Source organism: Microbacterium sp. Ld4 (assembly GCF_045066555.1).
Lineage (GTDB): Bacteria > Actinomycetota > Actinomycetes > Actinomycetales > Microbacteriaceae > Microbacterium.
The window spans coordinates 551,658-570,296 of sequence record NZ_JBISHE010000011.1 but is presented as its reverse complement, the minus strand read 5'-3'; the positions used below and the strand labels follow the sequence as shown (position 1 = coordinate 570,296).

14 protein-coding genes are annotated in these 18,639 nt (G+C 71.0%); 6 read left to right on the top strand and 8 right to left on the bottom strand.

From position 1 onward, the window contains the following. Window positions 1-3: 3 nt before the first annotated feature. From ACJJV7_RS10070 to ACJJV7_RS10055, 4 genes are all read right to left on the bottom strand, one after another. Complete coding sequence (locus ACJJV7_RS10070) at window positions 4-1,257, bottom strand: hypothetical protein (RefSeq protein WP_405375163.1); 1,254 nt, start codon at window positions 1,255-1,257, stop codon at window positions 4-6. A 156-nt stretch (window positions 1,258-1,413) separates the two neighbouring features. Beyond that, window positions 1,414-2,505: an alkene reductase gene (locus tag ACJJV7_RS10065; protein ID WP_405375165.1), complete on the bottom strand. Its 1,092-nt coding sequence runs from the start codon at window positions 2,503-2,505 to the stop codon at window positions 1,414-1,416. Window positions 2,506-2,534: 29 nt separating this feature from the next. Next, window positions 2,535-4,697, bottom strand: a complete 2,163-nt coding sequence (locus ACJJV7_RS10060; RefSeq protein ID WP_405375167.1) for an ABC transporter ATP-binding protein — start codon at window positions 4,695-4,697, stop codon at window positions 2,535-2,537. Beyond that, window positions 4,694-6,421, bottom strand: a complete 1,728-nt coding sequence (locus ACJJV7_RS10055) for an ABC transporter ATP-binding protein (protein WP_405375169.1) — start codon at window positions 6,419-6,421, stop codon at window positions 4,694-4,696. Before ACJJV7_RS10055 ends, ACJJV7_RS10060 begins: the two co-directional genes overlap by 4 nt. A gap of 92 nt (window positions 6,422-6,513) precedes the next feature. Here ACJJV7_RS10055 and ACJJV7_RS10050 point away from each other — a divergent pair, with 92 nt between their 5' ends. Next, window positions 6,514-7,233 (top strand): hypothetical protein, encoded by a 720-nt coding sequence (locus tag ACJJV7_RS10050; RefSeq protein ID WP_405375171.1) that lies wholly within the window; start codon window positions 6,514-6,516, stop codon window positions 7,231-7,233. Continuing rightward, window positions 7,230-7,781, top strand: a complete 552-nt coding sequence (locus ACJJV7_RS10045) for a hypothetical protein (RefSeq protein ID WP_405375173.1) — start codon at window positions 7,230-7,232, stop codon at window positions 7,779-7,781. The genes ACJJV7_RS10050 and ACJJV7_RS10045 overlap by 4 nt, the downstream gene beginning before the upstream one ends. Before the next feature lie 428 nt (window positions 7,782-8,209). Here the strand turns inward: ACJJV7_RS10045 and ACJJV7_RS10040 are convergent, their stop codons facing one another. Next, entirely contained in the window at window positions 8,210-9,586 is a 1,377-nt protein-coding gene (locus ACJJV7_RS10040) for a hypothetical protein (RefSeq protein ID WP_405375175.1), read from the bottom strand. A 150-nt stretch (window positions 9,587-9,736) separates the two neighbouring features. Here ACJJV7_RS10040 and ACJJV7_RS10035 point away from each other — a divergent pair, with 150 nt between their 5' ends. After that, the gene (locus ACJJV7_RS10035; protein WP_405375177.1) at window positions 9,737-10,747 is read left to right on the top strand and encodes an SDR family oxidoreductase; all 1,011 of its coding nucleotides are present in this window, start codon (window positions 9,737-9,739) and stop codon (window positions 10,745-10,747) included. 78 nt (window positions 10,748-10,825) lie between these two features. Here the strand turns inward: ACJJV7_RS10035 and ACJJV7_RS10030 are convergent, their stop codons facing one another. The 3 genes from ACJJV7_RS10030 to ACJJV7_RS10020 are packed head-to-tail and all read right to left on the bottom strand — an operon-like array spanning window position 10,826 to window position 14,071. Beyond that, a complete protein-coding gene (locus tag ACJJV7_RS10030) occupies window positions 10,826-12,481 on the bottom strand; it encodes a tripartite tricarboxylate transporter permease (protein ID WP_405375179.1) in 1,656 nt (551 codons plus the stop codon). Between the two features lie 13 nt (window positions 12,482-12,494). Next, entirely contained in the window at window positions 12,495-13,055 is a 561-nt protein-coding gene (locus tag ACJJV7_RS10025; RefSeq protein ID WP_405375181.1) for a tripartite tricarboxylate transporter TctB family protein, read from the bottom strand. Continuing rightward, window positions 13,052-14,071 (bottom strand): Bug family tripartite tricarboxylate transporter substrate binding protein, encoded by a 1,020-nt coding sequence (locus ACJJV7_RS10020; RefSeq protein ID WP_405375183.1) that lies wholly within the window; start codon window positions 14,069-14,071, stop codon window positions 13,052-13,054. Before ACJJV7_RS10020 ends, ACJJV7_RS10025 begins: the two co-directional genes overlap by 4 nt. Before the next feature lie 165 nt (window positions 14,072-14,236). Here ACJJV7_RS10020 and ACJJV7_RS10015 point away from each other — a divergent pair, with 165 nt between their 5' ends. The 3 genes from ACJJV7_RS10015 to ACJJV7_RS10005 all read left to right on the top strand — a co-directional run bounded on the left by ACJJV7_RS10015 (window position 14,237) and on the right by ACJJV7_RS10005 (window position 18,590). Beyond that, window positions 14,237-15,808 (top strand): ATP-binding protein, encoded by a 1,572-nt coding sequence (locus ACJJV7_RS10015; protein ID WP_405375184.1) that lies wholly within the window; start codon window positions 14,237-14,239, stop codon window positions 15,806-15,808. After that, on the top strand, window positions 15,805-16,491 hold the full coding sequence (locus tag ACJJV7_RS10010) for a response regulator (RefSeq protein ID WP_405375185.1): 687 nt from the start codon (window positions 15,805-15,807) through the stop codon (window positions 16,489-16,491). Before ACJJV7_RS10015 ends, ACJJV7_RS10010 begins: the two co-directional genes overlap by 4 nt. A gap of 188 nt (window positions 16,492-16,679) precedes the next feature. Beyond that, window positions 16,680-18,590 carry a ParA family protein gene (locus tag ACJJV7_RS10005; protein ID WP_405375187.1) on the top strand — a complete coding sequence of 637 codons (1,911 nt, stop codon included), beginning with the start codon at window positions 16,680-16,682 and terminating at the stop codon, window positions 18,588-18,590. Window positions 18,591-18,639: the final 49 nt, after the last annotated feature.

Here is an 18,639-nt window from a genome sequence, read left to right as displayed (position 1 = left end):
GTATCAGGGGAGCGCGAGCTCGACGGGGTTGGCGAGCACGCCCGGAGTGACCCGGAACGTGCCGTCGAGAGAGTCGGGCACCAGGAAGACGAGCTTGCCCGAGTCGCTCTCGCCGGGGCCCACGCTCTTCAGGCCGAACATCGGCTCGATGCCGGCAGTGAAGTTCTCCCACGAGAAGATGCCGGTGCCGTCGGCCGTCACGTACTCGACCTGCACCAGGCCGGAGACGGTGTCGCCCGTTCCGACATAGGTGGCGGTGAGATCGAGGATGATCCACTGCTCACCCGCAGGTGCCGGCACGTTGATCGGGCTCGCCTCGGTCACGAGCGCCTCGGCGTCGGTCGTGAGGTTGTCGAGGCGGACCTCCCACTGGTCACCCGCGATGGGCGTCGAGAACGGCATGACCTCTGCCGCCGCCGGCGGGTCGATCGGCGCCGCGGTGGCGGGGGAGTCGGGGTAGCCGTCCGACCACGGGTTGTCGGCGATCGACGAGCTGACCGTGGCGAAGAACAGCACGACCGCGATGATCGCCGAGATCATCGAACCGACGACGGCGACCACCATCGCGGTGATGCTCTCCCACTTCGTCTTGTTCTTCTGGAAGACGCCGATGAGTCCGAGGATGAACCCCACCGGGAGCAGGAGCCAGCCGAGGAACTGGATGCCGGGGATGCATCCGAGGATCGTGCCGACGGCGGCGATCGCGAGACCGACGACGCCGAGGATGTTGCGGGTCACCGGGCCGGACGGAACGGACGACGGTGCCTGGCCGTACGGCTGCGCGTACGGAGCCTGCCCGTAGGGCGGTTGTCCGTATCCGGCCTGACCGTAGGGGGGCTGTGCGCCGCCGGCCTGACCGTAGGGGGGCTGTGCGCCGCCGGCCTGGCCGTAGGGCTGTCCGACGCCGGGCTGGCCGTAGGGGGGCTGTGCTCCGCCGGCCTGGCCGTACGGCGGCCGGCCGTAGGGCGGCTGCGCACCCGCGGGCTGTGCGCTGGCGGGCTGGCCATAGGGCGGCTGCGGCTGCTCGCCGTAGGGCGGCTGCGGGGCGCCGTCGCCGGGCTGGGCGCCGTACGCGGGCGGCGGGCTCGTGGCGGGCGGAACCGGGGGAACATCGCTCGAGTCGGAGTGCGGCTGGTCGGCCGGGGCCGAGCCGGCGTGCGGCTGGTCGGTCTGCGGCTGCCCGGGATCGGGCGTCGAGCTCGGCGGCGTGCCCTCGGGCGGCGTCGAGGCGGCATCCGGCTGCTGTGGATCTGACATGGTTCCCCCGTCGTGCGAACGGCTCGACCCGTGTGATCGAGAGCGGCGCCGTCCCGTGGAATCCGTAGCCCGCTGACCGGCCAAACCTATCGGCACCGGGCTACGGATCGCCACGTGAGAGCTCCCCCTTGCGGGGCGCGCCGGAGGAGCACTACGTCATCGGGTGGCGGAGCGCACCTCGTCGAGCGACGGGTAGTCGGTGTACCCCTCGGCGCTCGAGCCGTAGAACAGCTCCGGCCGCGGGTCGTTCAGCTCGGCGCGCTGCTCCCACCGCGACACGAGGTCGGGGTTCGCGATCACGGGGCGCCCGACGGCGACGGCGTCGGCCCATCCCTCGAGGATGAGCTCTTCGGCCTCTTCGCGGGTGGTCACGGTGCCGAACCCCGAGTTGAGGATGGCCGGGGCGGCAGCTGAGTGACGGATGCCTTGGACGATGGCGCTCTTCGGGTCGGCGTGCAGCACGTCGACGAACGCGAGGCCGAGCGGCGCGAGGCCCTCGGCGAGTGCGGTGTACGTCGCGCGGGCATCGGCGTCGTCGCTCTCGGAGACCCCGGGGATGTTGTGCTGCGGTGACAGGCGGATGCCGGTGCGGTCGGCCCCGACGGCCTCGGCGACCGCGCGGGTGACCTCGACGCCGAAGCGGGCGCGGTTCTCGGGCGAGCCGCCGTAGGAGTCGCTGCGGATGTTCGATTCGGGGGAGAGGAACTGGTGCACGAGGTAGCTGTTCGCGCCGTGCACCTCGACTCCGTCCATGCCGGCGGCGATCGCGTTGCGCGCCGCCTGGACGAACTGCGCCACGACGCCCGGGATCTCATCGAGCGACAGCTCGTGGGCGACCGGCAGGTCGACCTTGCCCGTCGCGGTGCGCGCCTGGTCGGGAGCGGCGAGGGCGCTGGGGCCGACGACCCGATCGACACCCGAGACGGCAGGGTGCGACACGCGACCGCCGTGCATGAGCTGCATGACGATGGTTCCGCCTTCGGCGTGCACGGCGTCGGCCACGCGGCGCCAGCCCTCGACGTGCGCGTCGGTCTCGATGCCGGGCTGCCCGAGGTACGACTTGCCCTCGGCGACCGGCCACGTGCCCTCGGTGATGATGAGGCCGACGCCCGCACGCTGGCGGTAGTGCTCGACCATGATGTCGGTGGGCACACCTGCATCCGTCGCGCGGGTGCGCGTGAGCGGCGCCATGGCGACGCGGTTGGACAGCTCGAGGGCGCCGAAGACGGCGGGTTCGTAAAGGCTCATACGGGGCGCAACCGTCTTCGGTCGCGGGATTATTCCGCGCGGGGGAAAGCTGTGCCTGTCCCCTCCGTCGTCGCCTCCTCGGATGCCGGAGCGCCGGCGGCGTGGCCGTCGCCGGCGGGTGCTCCGACCGGTACGGCCTCGGTGTCGGCGTGCGCCTGCTCGAACTGCGACCGGTACAGGCGGTAGTACGCGCCGCCCGCAGCGATGAGCTCGTCGTGCGTGCCCTTCTCGACGATGTCGCCGTGCTCCATCACGAGGATCAGGTCGGCGTCGCGGATCGTCGAGAGCCGGTGGGCGATGACGAACGACGTGCGGCCCTCGCGGAGGGCGGCCATCGCGTGCTGCAGCAGCAGCTCGGTGCGGGTGTCGACCGACGACGTCGCCTCATCGAGGATCAGCACCGCCGGCTGCGCGACGAACGCCCGCGCGATCGTGATCAGCTGCTTCTCGCCTGCCGACACGTTGGAAGCGTCCTCGTCGAGCACGGTGTCGTAACCGTCGGGCAGCGACCGCACGAAACGGTCGACACGCGTCGCCACCGCCGCGTCCTCGATCTCCTGATCTATCGCGGAGCTCCGGCCGTAGCGGATGTTCTCGCGAATCGTCCCAGCGAACAGCCACGGGTCTTGCAGCACCATGCCGGTGCGCGAGCGGACGTCATCGCGGGTCAGCATCGCGGTGTCCTGCCCGTCGAGCAGGATGCGCCCGCCGTCGAGCTCGTAGAAGCGCATCAGCAGGTTCACGAGCGTCGTCTTGCCGGCCCCGGTCGGGCCGACGATCGCGACCGTCTGCCCCGGCTCCACCCGGAACGAGAGATCGCCGATGAGGGGGTGCTCGGGCGTGTACGAGAACCTGACGTTCTCGAACTCGATCACGCCGTTGCCGGCCGCGAGAGCGGGCGCGTCATCGTCGTCGGCGTCCTGCTCGTCGGCGTCGAGCAGCTCGAACACCCGCTCCGCTGACGCCGTGCCCGACTGCACGACCGCCGCCATGCCGCCGAGCTCCGACAGCGGCTGCGTGAACTGCTGCGAGTACTGGATGAACGCCTGCACATCGCCAAGGCGCAGCTGACCGCTCGCGACCATCAGACCGCCGAGCACGGCGATGCCGACGTAGGTGAGGCTTCCGATGAAGGTCATGCCGGGCATGATCAGGCCGGAGAGGAACTGGGCCTTGAACGCGGCCTGGTAGAGCTCCTCGTTTTCGTCCTGGAACTTCTCCCGCGCGTCGGCCTCGCGCCCGAAGACGCGGACGAGCGCGTGGCCCGAGAACGACTCCTCGACGCGCGCGTTGAGGCGCCCCACCTTGCGCCACTGCAAGCCGAAGGCCTTCTGCGACTTGGGTCCGATGACACCGAAGATGACGGCCATCAGCGGCAGAGAGATCAGGGCGACGATCGCGAGCTGCCACGAGATGGAGAACATCATGACGAGCACGCCCACGACCGTGAGCACTGCCGTCAGCGCACCCGACAGTGACTGCTGCATCGTCTGCGTGATGTTGTCGATGTCGTTGGTCACGCGGGAGATCAGCTCGCCCCGCTGCACCCGGTCGAAGTGCGACAGCGGCAGACGATTGAGCTTCGCCTCGACGTCTTCACGCAGGCGCCACATCGTGCGCACCATGATGACGTTGATGACGTAGCCCTGCAGCCAGGTCAGCACAGCGGATGCCACATAGATGACGAGGACCCAGGTGATCACGACCCGGAGCGCGTTGAAGTCGACGCCGGCGCCGGGCGCGTAGTTCGCCATCGCCTCGACGATGTTCGCCTGCTCAGCTTGACCGGCGCCGCGGAGCGCCTCGACCGTCTGCGCCTGCGTCAGCCCGGCGAACTCGGGGCGCGCGCCGAGGGTGTTCGACAGGACGCCCTCGAAGATGATGTTCGTCGCCTCACCGAGGATCTTCGGGGCGGCGACCGCGAGGACGACCCCGATGGCTCCCGCGAGCGTCACGAGGGCGAAGACCCACCTGAACGGGGCGAGGAGCCCGATCATCCGGATGAAGCTCGGGCCGAAGTTCGACGCCTTGCCGGGGGCGACCGAGTCCCAGTCGCCGCTGTTCTGGCGGGCTTGCTCGGCGAGTTCGAGCTCGAGCTTCTCCTCGTCGGTCAGCTCGGGCGCCGCGGTGGGCGCACCCGCGTTCCGGCGCCCGCGGGGCGTCTTCGTCGGCGTCTTCTCCGTGCCGCTCATGCGTCCACCCCCAGCTGTGATTCGACGATCTCCCGGTAGGTGGTGCTCGTCGCGAGAAGCTCCTCGTGCGTGCCGACGCCCACCATCCTCCCGGCGTCGAGGACGACGATGCGGTCGGCGTCGGTGATCGTCGACACGCGCTGGGCGACGACGATCTTCGTCACCGCGGGCAGCTCTCGCCACAGCGCCTGGCGGAGTTTCGCATCCGTCGTCAGGTCGAGCGCCGAGAACGAGTCGTCGAAGACGAGGATCTCGGGACGGTGGACGATGGCGCGGGCGATCGACAGGCGCTGACGCTGCCCGCCGGAGACATTCGTGCCGCCCTGCGAGATGCGGCTGCCGAGCTGGTCGTCCATCTCCTCCACGAAGTCGCGCCCCTGCGCGATCTCGAGCGCGTGCCACAGGTCGGCATCCGTCGCCTCCTCGCGGCCGAAGCGGAGGTTCGAGGCGATCGTCCCGGTGAACAGGAAGGGCCGCTGCGGCACCATTCCGATGCCCTGCCAGAGGGCGTCGAGGTCGGCCTCGCGCACGTCGACGCCCGCAACGGCGACCGAGCCGCCCGTCACATCGAACAGACGCGGGATGAGTGAGACGAGCGTGGTCTTGCCGGCGCCGGTCGAGCCGACGATGGCGACCGTCTCACCCGGGTCGGCGCGGAAGGAGATGCCTTCGAGAACGGGGGAGTCGGCTCCGGGATAGGTGAAGCTCACGTCGTCGAAGACGACCGACCCCGGGGTCGGGAAGACGCTCACCGGGTTCGCGGGCTTCACGAGCCCGCCCTCGACGGCGAGGACCTCGCCGATGCGATCGGCGGAGACGGCCGCGCGCGGGATCATGATCGTCATGAAGGTCGCCATGAGGACGCCCATCAGGATCTGACCGATGTACTGCATGAAGGCGAACAGCGTGCCGATGTCGACGTTGCCCTGATCGACCTCGATGCCGCCGAACCAGATGACGCCGACGACCGTGACGTTCAGCACGAGCATCGCGAGCGGGAACATCAGGACGAAGAGCGAGCCGACCTTGCGGCCCACGACGAGGATGTCGGTGTTCGCCCCGCGGAAGCGCTCCTCCTCGATGCGTTCGCGGACGAACGCGCGGACGACCCGCACGCCCGTGAGCTGCTCGCGGAGGATGCGGTTCACGTTGTCGAGCTTGACCTGGTAGCTGCGGAAGAGCGGCACCATGCGACTGATGATCAGGATGCCGATCACGAGCAGGGTCGGCACCGAGATGCCGATCAGCCAGCTCAGCCCGACGTCCTGCTGCAGCGCCATGATGATGCCGCCGATCGCCAGGAGGGGAGCGGTGACCAGCATGGTCGCGCCCATCATTGCCAGCATCTGCACCTGCTGGACGTCGTTCGTGTTGCGGGTGATGAGGGAGCCGGCGCCGAACTGCGCGACCTCGCGCTCGGAGAACCCGCTGACCTTGTCGAACACGTCGCGGCGGATGTCGCGGCCGACCGACATGGCGGCTCGCGCGGCGAAGAAGGTGGCGATGACGGAGGCGACGATCTGGCCCAGGGCGATGACGAGCATCAGCACGCCGTTCGACCAGATGTAGCCGATGTCGCCGCGAGTGACGCCGTTGTCGATGATGTCGGCGTTCAGGCGCGGGAGGTAGAGGGCCGCGAGGGCGGAGGCGAACTGGAAGACCAGCACCCCGAGCAGCAGCCAACGATAGTTCCGGAGGTACCGGAGCAGAAGGGTTCCGAGCATGAGATCAGAGTGGCACTGACATCCGACATCCGCGTCCCCCCGAGGGCTGATGTCCGCTGACGGCGTAGCGGCGCGCGCCATAGGATGTGCGCGTGACCACGCCGCCGCCCGCCGCTGCCGACACGGGCCGTACGGGCGCCGCGCCGCAGACGCCTGCCCGGCCACGGCGCGCGCCCGGATGGGTGGGCGCCGTGACCGACCGCGTGCCGACGGGGTGGCTCACCGGCATCCTGACTGTTCCCTTCCTCGCGGTGACCGCCGCCTTCGGAGGCTTGAACGCCGTCGCGGCGCCCCCCGTGCCGGACCTCGAAGCGGGAGAGACCCACGAGAACGGCCCCTTCGCCCTGACGGTCGAGCGCGCCGTGCTCATCGACGAGCTGCCCGAAGCCGGGATCACGATCGCCGAGGAGGACAAGGCCGACACGCGCGTGCTGGCTCTCGTCGTGACGGTGGAGAACCTGTGGAACAGGGCGCTCCCGGCCGGCCACGCGAGCGGCGTCACCGGGGCCGTGCGCGTCGACCAGCTGGGAGACCTGGCGCCCACCGCCGTCGCCCGATTCGATGACGCCAACACGGCGCCCTTCCTGCAGCCCGGCGTTCCCGCCGAGCTGGTGCTCACCTGGGCGGTGGACGCCGATCTTTTCGCGGACGGCGACGAGCTGGAGATCGATCTGCGCGACTTCACCCTGCAGACCGGTCAGCTCATCACCTACGGGACATGGTGGGCGAATCCGGTCGAGGGCGCCCGGCTCACCGTCGACGTCACCGATGTCGGAGCGGGCGCCGACGCGGGCGAGGACGGTGAAGGATGAAGCCGTGGCTCGTCTGGGTCGTCGGGATCACCCTCGTCGTCGCGGCGTGGGGCGTGGGGCGCCTGACCCCGTCGGACGATGCCGTGCAAGCCCCGTTCGTCGTCACCGGCTCGCTCGACGAGGAGATCGTGGGACGCGAGTTCACTCTGACCGTCACCGAGGTCAGGCGTGGGGCGACCGCGGTCGACCAGGCGGGCTGGTACGGCGACGGCAACTGGGTCGTCGTCGACATCGAGGCGGAGTCGCGGACGACCGAGCAGGGCACCACGCTCGGCCACGTCGTCCTCCTCGTCGACGGCGCGACCTACCGGGCCAGCGAGAGGCCGACGTCCATCTCGCGCGGCGGTCTCGCCGTCGGTCTGCCGCGCCAGGGGAGCGTCGCGTTCGAGCTTCCCGCGGATGCCGGCACGGGTACCGCGGTGCTCCAGGTGGCGATCGACGAGACCGAGACGCGGCTCGACTCGCTCGTCGAGGTGCCCTTCGACCTCGGCGCGCTCGAGCCTGCCGACGAGGTCGAGCTGCAGGCGACGGAGTGGGTGCTGCCGTGACCGGCGCGTGGTGGCGCCGCAACGCCCTCGCTCTTGTCGCCGTGGTCCTCCTCCTCCCCCTCACCGCGGTGGTCGTCGGGGGCAATGAATGGCTCGATCGCAACGTCGGCCGGCCGGTGTTCCCCGACACCCGGACAGCGGGGGAGGAGCCGGCGTTCGGCGGGATCCTCTTCGGTCCTGTCGAGCTCGACGAGACCTACGTCGTCCCCGACGGCATCTCCGTTCCCGCCGCGTCGCGGGTGGTCGTCGCGCGGGTGCGCGTCGACCGGCTCGGCACGACGCGACCGTGCTCGGTGCCGCTCCTGACCGAACTCGACTCCGGTCGCGAATGGTCGTCAGCCAGCTCCGAGGTGGGCTGGCGCAGCGTGCAGCCGCCGCTATGCCCCTCAGAGCTGTTCGTCCCGGTGGACCCGAGCGGAAAACCGACGTCAACGATCGAGGGCAGGTTCTGGATCGAGGTCCCCTTCCTCATCCCTCGAGACGCGGACGGGCCGTTCGGCATCGACATCGTCGTCGCGGACGAGCTCCCGGGCTATCTGCGCCTCCTGCCCCAGGACTGAATCGCGGTCGTCCTCGGGGTGTCCGGGCGCGACGGCGGGTGCGCCGATCAGCGAGCCCACCGTGGCGTCATAGGCGCTCGCGATCACGACCGTGCGAACCGACTCCGTCACGATCGAGACGACGAGCACGACCGGCAGGTAGGCCGGAAGCCAGACGGTCCAGAAATCCTGCGGCCCGATGAGCCGGGTGAGTCCGAATCGCGCGCCGCGGTCGGCGATGACGACGAGTGCGTAGGCCAGGACGTAGCCGCCGATGAGGATCGGCCCGCCCCGCCACATCAGCACGATCGCGCGCCAGATCGGCCGGAACCGGGCTCCCGCGCTCGAACCGAGGTCGGCGAGCCGCCGGCGGAGCCGCTGCGGCACCGTGCCGTAGCGCGACCGCGCCCGCTCGGCGAGCTCCCCGCGCCACTGCACGCCCTGCGGGGTCACCGCCTGCCCGTAGATCACTCCGGCGATCGTGAGCCACGCGAGCGGCACGAGCAGCACCTGCCCCGCTTCCGCGAGGAGCACGCCGACGGCATCCCAGGCCCAGCCGAGCGGAGCGAACCATCCGCCGACCCACTCTCTCGCGTCGGCGAGCCACACCATGGCCTGCCGCGAGTCCACCCACGCGGTCGCCTGTCCGAGTGCCTCGCCGATGAAGTACGCGGTGAGGAACACCCACAGTCCCTCGAGGTAGGTCGCGATCAGCGCCGTCCACCGGGGGAGCTTCGCCTTGTAGCGGTTCCACGCCCATCGTCCGGCGAATGCCAGGATCACGACGGCGATGGTCCACGGTTCCCAGGTGAGCGAGTCGACGGCGCCCGTACGGTCCAGCGTCACGCCGGGGGGTGCGCCGAAACTCCGAGAGGTGAAGCTCTTGAGCGCCGCATCGAGGTAGGCGGCGACGTCGTCGCGGAGGAAGCCGAGCGCCGCGTACACCGCGATGAACGGCAGCACGGACGAGACCAGTGCGTCGCGAAATGCCGCGCGCCGCTCGCGCGACCCCGTCGGAACCGGCGCGACGACACCGAGTCGCACCATCCCGTCGCGGAGCACCAGGAACATGGCGACCACACTGATGAGCTTCGCGAGGATCGCGAGCGGAATCAGCAGGATGCCGCCGATCGCCGTGTATCCGCCCACATACCCCGCCACTTCGAGCCCGACGTAGCGGCCGAGGGTCCCCGCCAGATACCAGGCGACGAGCGCAGGCCAGTGCGCGACGAGCAGTCGCCCCGACATCCCGATTACCGATCGCACGGTCTCACCGTAGTGGGCGACATGTCGCGCCGTACTCCATCGTCGCCCGGGTGACAACCCGATGGGGCGAGTCGGGCGCCGACCTCAGGATAAGGAGGACGCGCGGCGCCTTCGGCGCGAGCGCGAGCGAACGTCGATGAGAGGTCACCAATGAGCACCGAAATGTCACGAGGAGTCGCCGTCGTCACGGGCGGCAGCGCAGGCCTCGGCCGGGCGATCGTCCGCGAGCTCGCCGGACGCGGATGGGACGTCGCGATCCTCGCCCGCGGCAAGGACGGCCTGGATGCCGCGGCGGCGGAGGTCCGCGCCGCAGGTCGCCGCGCCCACGCCGTGTCCGTCGACGTGTCGGACAACGACGACGTCGACCGCGCGGCATCCGAGGTGGAGAGCGAACTCGGCCCCATCGCGCTGTGGGTGAACAACGTCATGTCGGGGAGCATCTCGCCCTTCCTCGACACGAAGCCCGAAGACTTCGAGCGCGCGACCCGCGTCACCTACCTCGGCGCCGTCAACGGCACCCGCGCCGCGCTCACCCGCATGCGCACGCGCGACCGCGGCCACGTCATCCAGATCGGCTCCGCCCTCGCCCACCGCGGCATCCCGCTGCAGGCGGCGTACTGCGGAGCGAAGCACGCGATCGACGGCTTCACCGACTCGGTCGTCTCCGAGCTCACGCACGAGAAGAGCGCGATCGCCGTTTCGATCGTCGACATGCCGGCGCTCAACACAACCCAGTTCGGGTGGGTGAAATCACCCTTCCCGCAGCACCCGCAGCCCGTGCCGCCGATCTACCAGCCCGAGGTCGGGGCGAAGGCGGTCGCGGATGTCGCCGACCGTCCGCGTCGCCGCACCTGGGTGGGCGAGTCGACCGTCGGCCTCGTGCTCGGCACCCGCTTCGCCGGGCGGTTCCTCGACTGGTACCTCGCGCGCAACGCCTGGGAGGGCCAGTTCGCCCCCGACAAGGGCGAGTCGACGACGCCGCCCAACCTCTACGAGCCGGTGCCCGGCGACCACGGCTCGCACGGCGCCTTCGACGACCGGGCCAAGAACGGCAGCATCCAGACCTGGGCGATCGGACACCGCCGCACCGCGACCGCGGCCGGGTCGGCGCTCGCCGCTGCCGCCGCCGTCGGCGCGGCCGCCCTGCTCCGCCGGCGCTGAGCTCGGCGGGCGACGCCCACGAAGAACGGCCCTGCCCCCGAGATCGCTCTCGAGGACAGGGCCGTTCTCCGTTGCGGTTCAGCGGCGGCGTTTGGCCTCGCGCTTCGCCTCTTTGGCGGCGAGCTCCGCCCGGATCGTGTCGGTCCGGACGTCGGTCGGGCGCTCGCCCGGCTGCCACATCCGGTCGACCGCCGCCTGCGGGTGGCCTTCGTCGGCAGCGAGGGAGGCCTCCAGAGCGAGCTCGTAGCGGTTCTGGCGACGCTTGAGCCAGAGGCCACCGGCCAGCAGCACGGCCAGCACGATGTACGCGCCCGCAGCGAACGGGTGCATGACGAGGTCGAGCATGTCGCCCTGGCTGAGCTGCAGCGCCTTGCGGAGCTGCTGCTCGCCCATCGGCCCGAGGATCAGCCCGACCACCAGCGGAGCGATCGGGAACCCGAACCTCCGGAGGAAGTAGCCGAGCGCTCCGACGATCAGGAGGATCAGGATGTCGAGAGTGGAGAAGCTGATCGCGTAGGCCCCCAGCACCGCGAACATGAGGATGCCGCCGTACAGGTAGGGCCGCGGGATCTGCAGCAGCTTGACCCAGATGCCCGCGAGCGGCAGGTTCAGCACGATGAGCAGCACGTTGCCGATGTAGAGGCTCGCGATGAGCGCCCACACCAGGTCGCCCTGGTTCTGGAACAGCTGCGGCCCGGGCTGGATGCCGTACGACTGGAAGGCCGTGATGATGATCGCCGCGGTCGCCGTGGTCGGGAGGCCGAGGGTCAGCAGGGGCACGAGCACACCGGCGGCGGCCGCATTGTTGGCGGCCTCGGGGCCCGCGACGCCCTCGATGGCGCCACGGCCGAACTGGCCCTTGTTCTTCGACAGGCTCTTCTCGGTCGCGTACGACAGGAAGGTCGCGACGTCGGCGCCGCCGGCGGGGATCGTGCCCACCGGGAAGCCGATGAAGGTGCCGCGGAGCCAGGGCTTCCACGACCGCTTCCAGTCGTCGCGCGTCATCCAGTTGCGCCATCCGCGGGTCACCGGGATCACCGGGATCGGACCGTGCCGCAGCCGCGACGCGACGTAGAACGTCTCGCCGATCGCGAAGAGGCCGACCGCCACGAGGACGACGCTGATGCCGTCGGAGAGGGCGAGGATGCCGAGGGTGTAGCGCGCCTGGCCGGTGGTGACCTCGGTGCCGATGAGGCCGACCATGAGGCCGATCCCGAGCGAGGCGAGGCCGCGCGCCGGCGAGGACCCGAGGAGAGCGCCGACCGTGATGAAGGCGACCACGATGAGCGCGACGAAGTCCGCAGGCCCCAGGTTGACCGCGAAGGTCGCGATGATCGGGGCGAAGAGGGTGAGCAGCACCGTCGCGATCGTGCCGGCGATGAACGAGCCGATCGCCGCGGTCGCGAGCGCGGCGGCGCCCCGACCGAGCTTGGCCATCTTGTTGCCCTCGATCGCGGTGATGACCGAGGCCGACTCGCCGGGGGTGTTGAGCAGGATGCTGGTCGTCGAGCCGCCGTACATGCCGCCGTAGTAGATGCCGGCGAAGGTGATGATCGCCGCGGTCGGCGACAGCGAGTAGGTGAGAGGGAGGAGGAGGGCGACCGTCATGGCGGGGCCGATGCCGGGGAGGACCCCGACGGCGGTGCCGATGATGACGCCGAGGAGGGCGAAGAGCAGGTACTCGGGCTGAAGAGCCGTCGCGAACCCCTGCATGAGGGAGTTGAGTGCGTCCATGTCCGTTTTCCGATCAGCCGAACAGGGGTCCGGGGCCGTACCACCAGTCGAACGCCATGCCGCGGGGCAGCGACAGGCCGAGGCCCTCGCCGAACAGCAGCTGCGTGGCGAGGCCCATCGCGAGCCCGACGAGGAAGGCGAGCCAGGGCTTCTTCGCGCCGAGGGTCCAGGCGGCGCCGCCGAACAGGAGCGCCGCGACCATCCACCAGCCGAGGATCTCGAGCAGGAGCATCACGGCGACGACGAGTCCGACGAGCTTGAGGATCGTCCACCAGTCGGTCGGGGCGTTCGGGTCGATGTCCTCACCGGCATCCGGCGCGGCCACGTTCCCGCGGAGGGCGCCGACGACGAGGGCCGCCCCCGAGGCGAGGAGGATGACGCCGACGAGGATCGGGAAGACCTGGGGTCCGACGAAACCGCCGCTCGGGATGCGGATGCTCAGCGCGCCGACGAGCGCGAAGATCCCGAGCCCGACGATGACGATCGCGAAGATCAGGTTCCCGATGCGGTCGGCCTGCCACCCGGAGCGGGGCGGGGCGTCCGCCTCGCTCCGGGTGAGGGGCTCGTTCGTCATTGGACCAGACCGATGCTCTCGAGCGTGCCGGAGACCTCGGCGATGTTCTCGTCGATGAAGGTGTCCAGCTCAGGACCGGTCAGGAAGGCGTCGGTCCAGCCGGCCTCCTCGAGCGCGTCCTTCCAGCCGGCGGAGTCGCGCATCTCGGTGACCAGGGCCACGAGGCTCTCCTTCTCGGCATCCGTGATGTCGCCGGGGGCGAGGAGTCCGCGCCAGTTGGTGTAGACGATGTCGTAGCCCTCGTCGGTCATGGTGGGGGCGTCGGGCAGCAGCTGGGCCGGCTCGCCGCTCGAGACGGCCAGCGCGCGGAGGTCGCCCGATTCGACGTACTCGGAGAACTCGCCGACGCCGGAGATGCCGGCGGCCGCATTGTTGCCGAGGAGGAGGGAGACGGCCTCGCCGCCACCGGCGTTGGGCACGTAGTTGAGCTTCTCGGTGATGCCCGCCCCGTCGAGGCCCGCCTCTTCGAGGAGGAGGCCGGCGAGGATGTGGTCGGCGCCACCAGCCGATCCGCCGGTGATGGTGATGTCCTGGCCCTCGGCCACGACGGCGTCGACGAGCTCCTTCAGGGTCTGGAACTCGCTGTCGGCCGGCACGACGACGACGAGGGGCTCATCGGTGAGGCGGGCGATCGGCGTGGTGTCCTCGATGCGGTTCTCGGCGGCGTTCGTCTCGACGGCACCCACCATCACGAGTCCGGTCACCATGAGGGTGTTGGGGTCGGTCTCGTTGGCGAGCGAGGCGAGCCCGACCGTGCCGCCGGCGCCGCCGATGTTGGTGACGGCGGCGGTGTCGACGAGGCCTTCGCCGGTGAGGACGCCGGACGCAGCGCGACCGGTCTGGTCCCATCCACCGCCGGGGTCGGCGGGAACGATGATGCTGACGGAGTCGATCGCGGCAGCCTCGGCGCCACCGGACTCCGAGCCTCCGCCGACGGCTGCGCCGCGGGGGTTGCAGCCGGTGAGGGCGATCGCTGCGATACCGGCGACGGCGACAACAGTGAGCGTCTTGCGCATGGGAACTCTCCTTCGAGTTGCGACGAGCGTCTTCGCATCGTCGTCCTGTGCAGACGGTAGGCACCCCGGCATCCGTTGTCGCGCTTGCGAAAGAAAGAGCGACTTACGCAACTATTGGTCGCACCCAGGCCTGCGCGAACTGCCGCTGAGAGGCACAATGGGCAGGTGCCCCGAGCGATGTCGCTTCGCTGGCAGCTGTTGCTGCTGCAGGCCTTCATCGTGTGCATCGTCATCGTGATCGCCGGGGTCGTGTCGGTGAGTCTGCAGGAGCGTTCGATCCGCGACTCGTACCGCGATCGCATGGCCGGAGTCGCGCTGTCCATCTCGCGCCTCCCGACGATCGTCGACGCATTCGACGGCCCCGATCCCAGTGCGACCATCCAGCCGATCGCCGAGGTCATCCGGGAGGCGTCCGACCTGACCTACGTCGTCGTGACGGATGCCGACGGCATCCGCTACTCGCACCCGAACCCCGACCGCATCGGAGAGAGCGTCTCGACCGACCCGTCGATCCCGCTGTCCGGCCAGATCTGGTCGGGCACCGAGACGGGCACCCTGGGGGAGTCGTACCGCGTGAAGGTGCCGATCTTCCGGGGCGGCGCCGGCGACGGCGAGATCATCGGGTCGGTGTCGGTGGGTGAGCTCGAAGCCGAACTGGCGGCCGACGTGCAGGGGCGCCTGCCGTGGCTGCTGCTCGCGCTCGGCGGGTCCGCCGTCGTAGGCGTCTTCGGGGCGGCGTGGGTCGCCGCGCTCATCCGGCGACGGATCCTCGGACTCGAGCCGGGCGAGATCGCCGACCTGGTCGGGGAGCGCGAGACGATGCTGCACCGCCTCAGCGAGGGCGTGCTGCGCGTCGACCGCGACGGCTCGGTCGCGAGCGCCAACGACGCGGCCGCGCGGCTGCTCGGCCGAGCCGACCTGGTGGGCGCGTCGGCGGCCGAGGTGCTCGACCCGCCCATCTACGACGTCCTCCGCAACGGCGAGCGGGAGGGCCGGCTCGTCCTCGCGGGCGAACGCGCCCTCATCGCCCGTGCGACCGGACTCCGGGGCGACGACGGCAAGCCCGTCGGCGGAACCCTGCTGCTGCGCGACCACACCGAGCTGCACGAGGCGATCCGCCAGATGGACGGCCAGCAGTCGCTCACCGACGCCCTGCGCGCCCAGGCGCACGAATTCGCCAACTCGATGCACGTCGTCGCCGGCCTCATCGAACTCGGCGCGTGGGACGACGCCCGCGACTTCATCGCGCGCACGCAGCCCGGCGGATCGCTCGACATCGGCGAGGCGGGCGAGGACCTCGGCGCCGAGCTCGCCGCCCTCCTGGCCGCCAAGCTGGCCCGCGCGCGGGAGCTCGGCATCTCGATGACGATCGCGGCCGACGGTGCGGTACCCGCGCTCGTGACCGGTGACCTCGTGACCGTGGTCGGCAACCTCGTCGACAACGCGCTCGACGCGTGCCGGCCCGGCGATCAGGTGGCGGTGACGGTGCGGACGGATGCCGACGGCGTGGCCGTCGTCGTCGAGGACAGCGGGCCGGGGGTCGACGCCGCCCTCGGCGACCGGGTATTCGACGAGGGCATCAGCACGAAAGACCCGACGGCGCGCACCCGCGGCGTCGGTCTCGCCCTCGTGCGCCGCATCGCCCGTCGCCATTCCGGAGACGTCACCCTGTCGCGCTCGCCGCTCGGTGGCGCGCGGTTCACGGTGGCGCTCCTCCGGGAGGTGAGGGTGCCGTGACCCTTCGAACGCTCGTCGTCGACGACGTCGCCGCGGTCGCCTCGTTGCACGGGCGCTTCGTGTCGGCCCACCCCGAGTGCGACCTGATCGGCATCGCGGCGTCCGGCCCCGAAGCGGTGGCCGCGATCCGCTCGCTCGCCCCCGACCTCGTGCTGCTCGATGTCCATCTGCCCGGCTTCTCGGGCATCGAGGTGCTCCGCGCGGTGCGGGCCGATGAGACGCTCGTGCAGCCCGAGATCGTCGCGGTGACCGCCGCCCGAGATGTCGGCACCGTCCGTGACGCACGCCTGATGGGGGTGCGTCACTATCTCGTCAAGCCGTTCACGGCGCACGATCTGCACGAGCGCATCAACGACGTGATCGCCCAGGGGCACTTCTCCACCGGCGCCGCCGCGAACCTCGACCAGTCCACGATCGACGCCGTCATGAGGCCGCCCGGCCGTCGCAGCCTGCCGAAGGGCCTCGCGAAGGAGACGCTCGATCTCGTGCACGCCTCGCTCGTGAGGCTGGGGGGCGGGACGGCGGGCGACGTCGCCGCCGAGCTCGGGCTGTCGCGTGTCAGCTGCCGCCGCTACCTCGAGCATCTCGCCGACGAGGGGGCGGTGCGCCGGACGATGGACTACTCGACCGCCGGTCGCCCGAGCACCCGCTACCTCCTCGCCGAGCCGACGCCGCAGGAGTGACCTCGTTCCGCGGCCCTCGGATCGCCGTCGGACGGCCGCCGGACCGGGGGATTTCCGCGCTCCCGCGATAGCGTGGGGTGACGTCCCTCGACCGCGGGAGTTCCGGTCGCCCTCCCGGCGCGACCCACCCCCTCCTCGCGGACCTCAGGACCGGTCGGATGCCGGCCGGCTCCGCCGAAAGGAACCCGATGACCACTGGCAGCGACCCGCTCCACGCGCACGTGCACGTGACCGGTGACGACGCGCGCGTCACGAGCCCCGACGGACAGGTCGAGACGCTGACCGCGGCGGATGCCGACGGCATCCGCCGGCTGATCGTCGAGCGCCTGCGCGGTGAGGCCGCCGCCGCCGGCGAGCCCGTCGACCTCGTCACGAGCGGCGACCGCGGCGAGCACACGCTGCGCATCGCCGTGGACGGCGAGATCACCGCGATCGCGGGCGACGCGCCCGCCACCCGGTCGGAGCGGCGCCAGCAGGCGTGGTGGGCGACCGATCCGGAGCCCGCCGCCAAGGAGGCGGCCATTGAGCAGCCCGCCGCCGAGGAGCAGGCGCCCGGCCTCGTCGACGAGGTGCCGCTCGTCGCCGCATCGCCCGAGACACCCGCTGGTGCCGATGATCACGCGGGCACGTACGACCCCGCGGACGACGACGACATCGACGAAGACACGCTCGCCGTGCGAACCGCGGCGGCGCAGCCGGCGCGCGCGGCGGTGCCCGAGTTCTTCCTCCCGGCAGCGAGCGTCGCCGGCGACGACGCACCGTCGTCGGTCGGCCTCGAGACGCAGGCGATCACGTTCCCCGACGAGACCGGCTGGTCGCCGCGCGGGGCGAGCGACGACTCCGATCCCATCGACGTCGCCCGCGCCGCCTTCGACGCCGAGGAGGACGACGACGACGCGGTCGACGAGGGCGATCGGGTGGCCGCCGCCGTCGAGCCGTCGACCGCTTCCGCTGACGACGATGATGACCCCGCCGCCGTCGATGACGCCGCCGCCGCCGTCGATGACGATGATGCCGTCGACGCCGACGATCATGCCGATGCCGAGCCGGCCACCGCGCCCTCCGCCGTGCCGCGCGGCGCCTCCTCCGATCGGGTCGGCGATGCGCCGGTCTCGGTCGCGTCCGTGCCGCTCGCGTCGGGCCTCGGCCTCGGACTCCCGGCCGGAACTCTCACGCCGCCCACGGGCGCACGTCCGTCGTTCATCGAGCCGGCCGTCGACCACCCCGCCACCGTGTCGGGGTGGCGCGCATTCTTCGTCCGCCTCGGCATCCCGATCGGGCCCTCGCGCGCCGAGCAGGAGCGGGCCGAGTGGGAGAAGTCCGTCTCCCGGCAGTGGGCCGGATGCCGCGCGATCGCCGTCGCGAACGGCAAGGGCGGGGTCGGAAAGACCATGACGACCGCCGTGCTCTCGGCCGTCTTCGCCCGCTACGGCGGGGGCAACGTCCTCGCGTGGGACAACAACGACACCCGCGGCACCCTGGGGTGGCGCACCGAGCAGGGCGACTACGACACGACGATCCGCGACCTGCTGCCGCAGGCCCGCCAGCTGCTCGACGCGACGGCATCCGTCAGCGACATCGCCCGGTTCGTGCATCACCAGTCGGTCGACCGCTACGACGTGCTGCGCTCGAACCCCGAGCTGCTCGCGGCCGACCAGCGCATCACGACGGCCGATTTCGACCTGCTCGCACAGGTCGCCGCGCGGTACTACCGCATGGTCATCTTCGACTCCGGCAACGACGAGTCGGCCGACCGCTGGCTGCGCATGATCGACTCCGCGCACCAGCTCGTCGTGCCGACGCTCGCCGCGCCGGAGTCTGCTGAGTCGGCCGCACTGCTGCTCGACGCTCTCCGCCACCGCGACGAGCACTCCCGGCGCCTCGCCGACAACGCGGTCGTGATCGTGGGTCAGTCCGAGAAGTCGAGCGCCGCGGCCGTCCGCGACATCGCCGCCGGCTTCGAAGGTCACGTCCGGGCGGTCTCGGTCATCCCGTTCGACGATGCGCTGAAGGCAGGGCCGATCCGCTACGACCGGCTGCAGAGCAAGACGAAGGATGCCTGGATGCGCGCCGCCGCATCCGTTGCCGAGGGGCTCTGACCCCCACGCGCAGATCGCCGCGCGCGGCGCTGGCGTCCGCGCCACGCGA

Coding starts and splice junctions, on each gene's coding strand:
- ACJJV7_RS10020 (WP_405375183.1), bottom strand. CDS start 14,071: ATGCGCAAGACGCTCACTGTTGTCGCCGTCGCCGGTATCGCAGCGATC.
- ACJJV7_RS10060 (WP_405375167.1), bottom strand. CDS start 4,697: ATGAGCGGCACGGAGAAGACGCCGACGAAGACGCCCCGCGGGCGCCGG.
- ACJJV7_RS10025 (WP_405375181.1), bottom strand. CDS start 13,055: ATGACGAACGAGCCCCTCACCCGGAGCGAGGCGGACGCCCCGCCCCGC.
- ACJJV7_RS10030 (WP_405375179.1), bottom strand. CDS start 12,481: ATGGACGCACTCAACTCCCTCATGCAGGGGTTCGCGACGGCTCTTCAG.
- ACJJV7_RS10055 (WP_405375169.1), bottom strand. CDS start 6,421: ATGCTCGGAACCCTTCTGCTCCGGTACCTCCGGAACTATCGTTGGCTG.
- ACJJV7_RS10005 (WP_405375187.1), top strand. CDS start 16,680: ATGACCACTGGCAGCGACCCGCTCCACGCGCACGTGCACGTGACCGGT.
- ACJJV7_RS10045 (WP_405375173.1), top strand. CDS start 7,230: ATGAAGCCGTGGCTCGTCTGGGTCGTCGGGATCACCCTCGTCGTCGCG.
- ACJJV7_RS10065 (WP_405375165.1), bottom strand. CDS start 2,505: ATGAGCCTTTACGAACCCGCCGTCTTCGGCGCCCTCGAGCTGTCCAAC.
- ACJJV7_RS10035 (WP_405375177.1), top strand. CDS start 9,737: ATGAGCACCGAAATGTCACGAGGAGTCGCCGTCGTCACGGGCGGCAGC.
- ACJJV7_RS10070 (WP_405375163.1), bottom strand. CDS start 1,257: ATGTCAGATCCACAGCAGCCGGATGCCGCCTCGACGCCGCCCGAGGGC.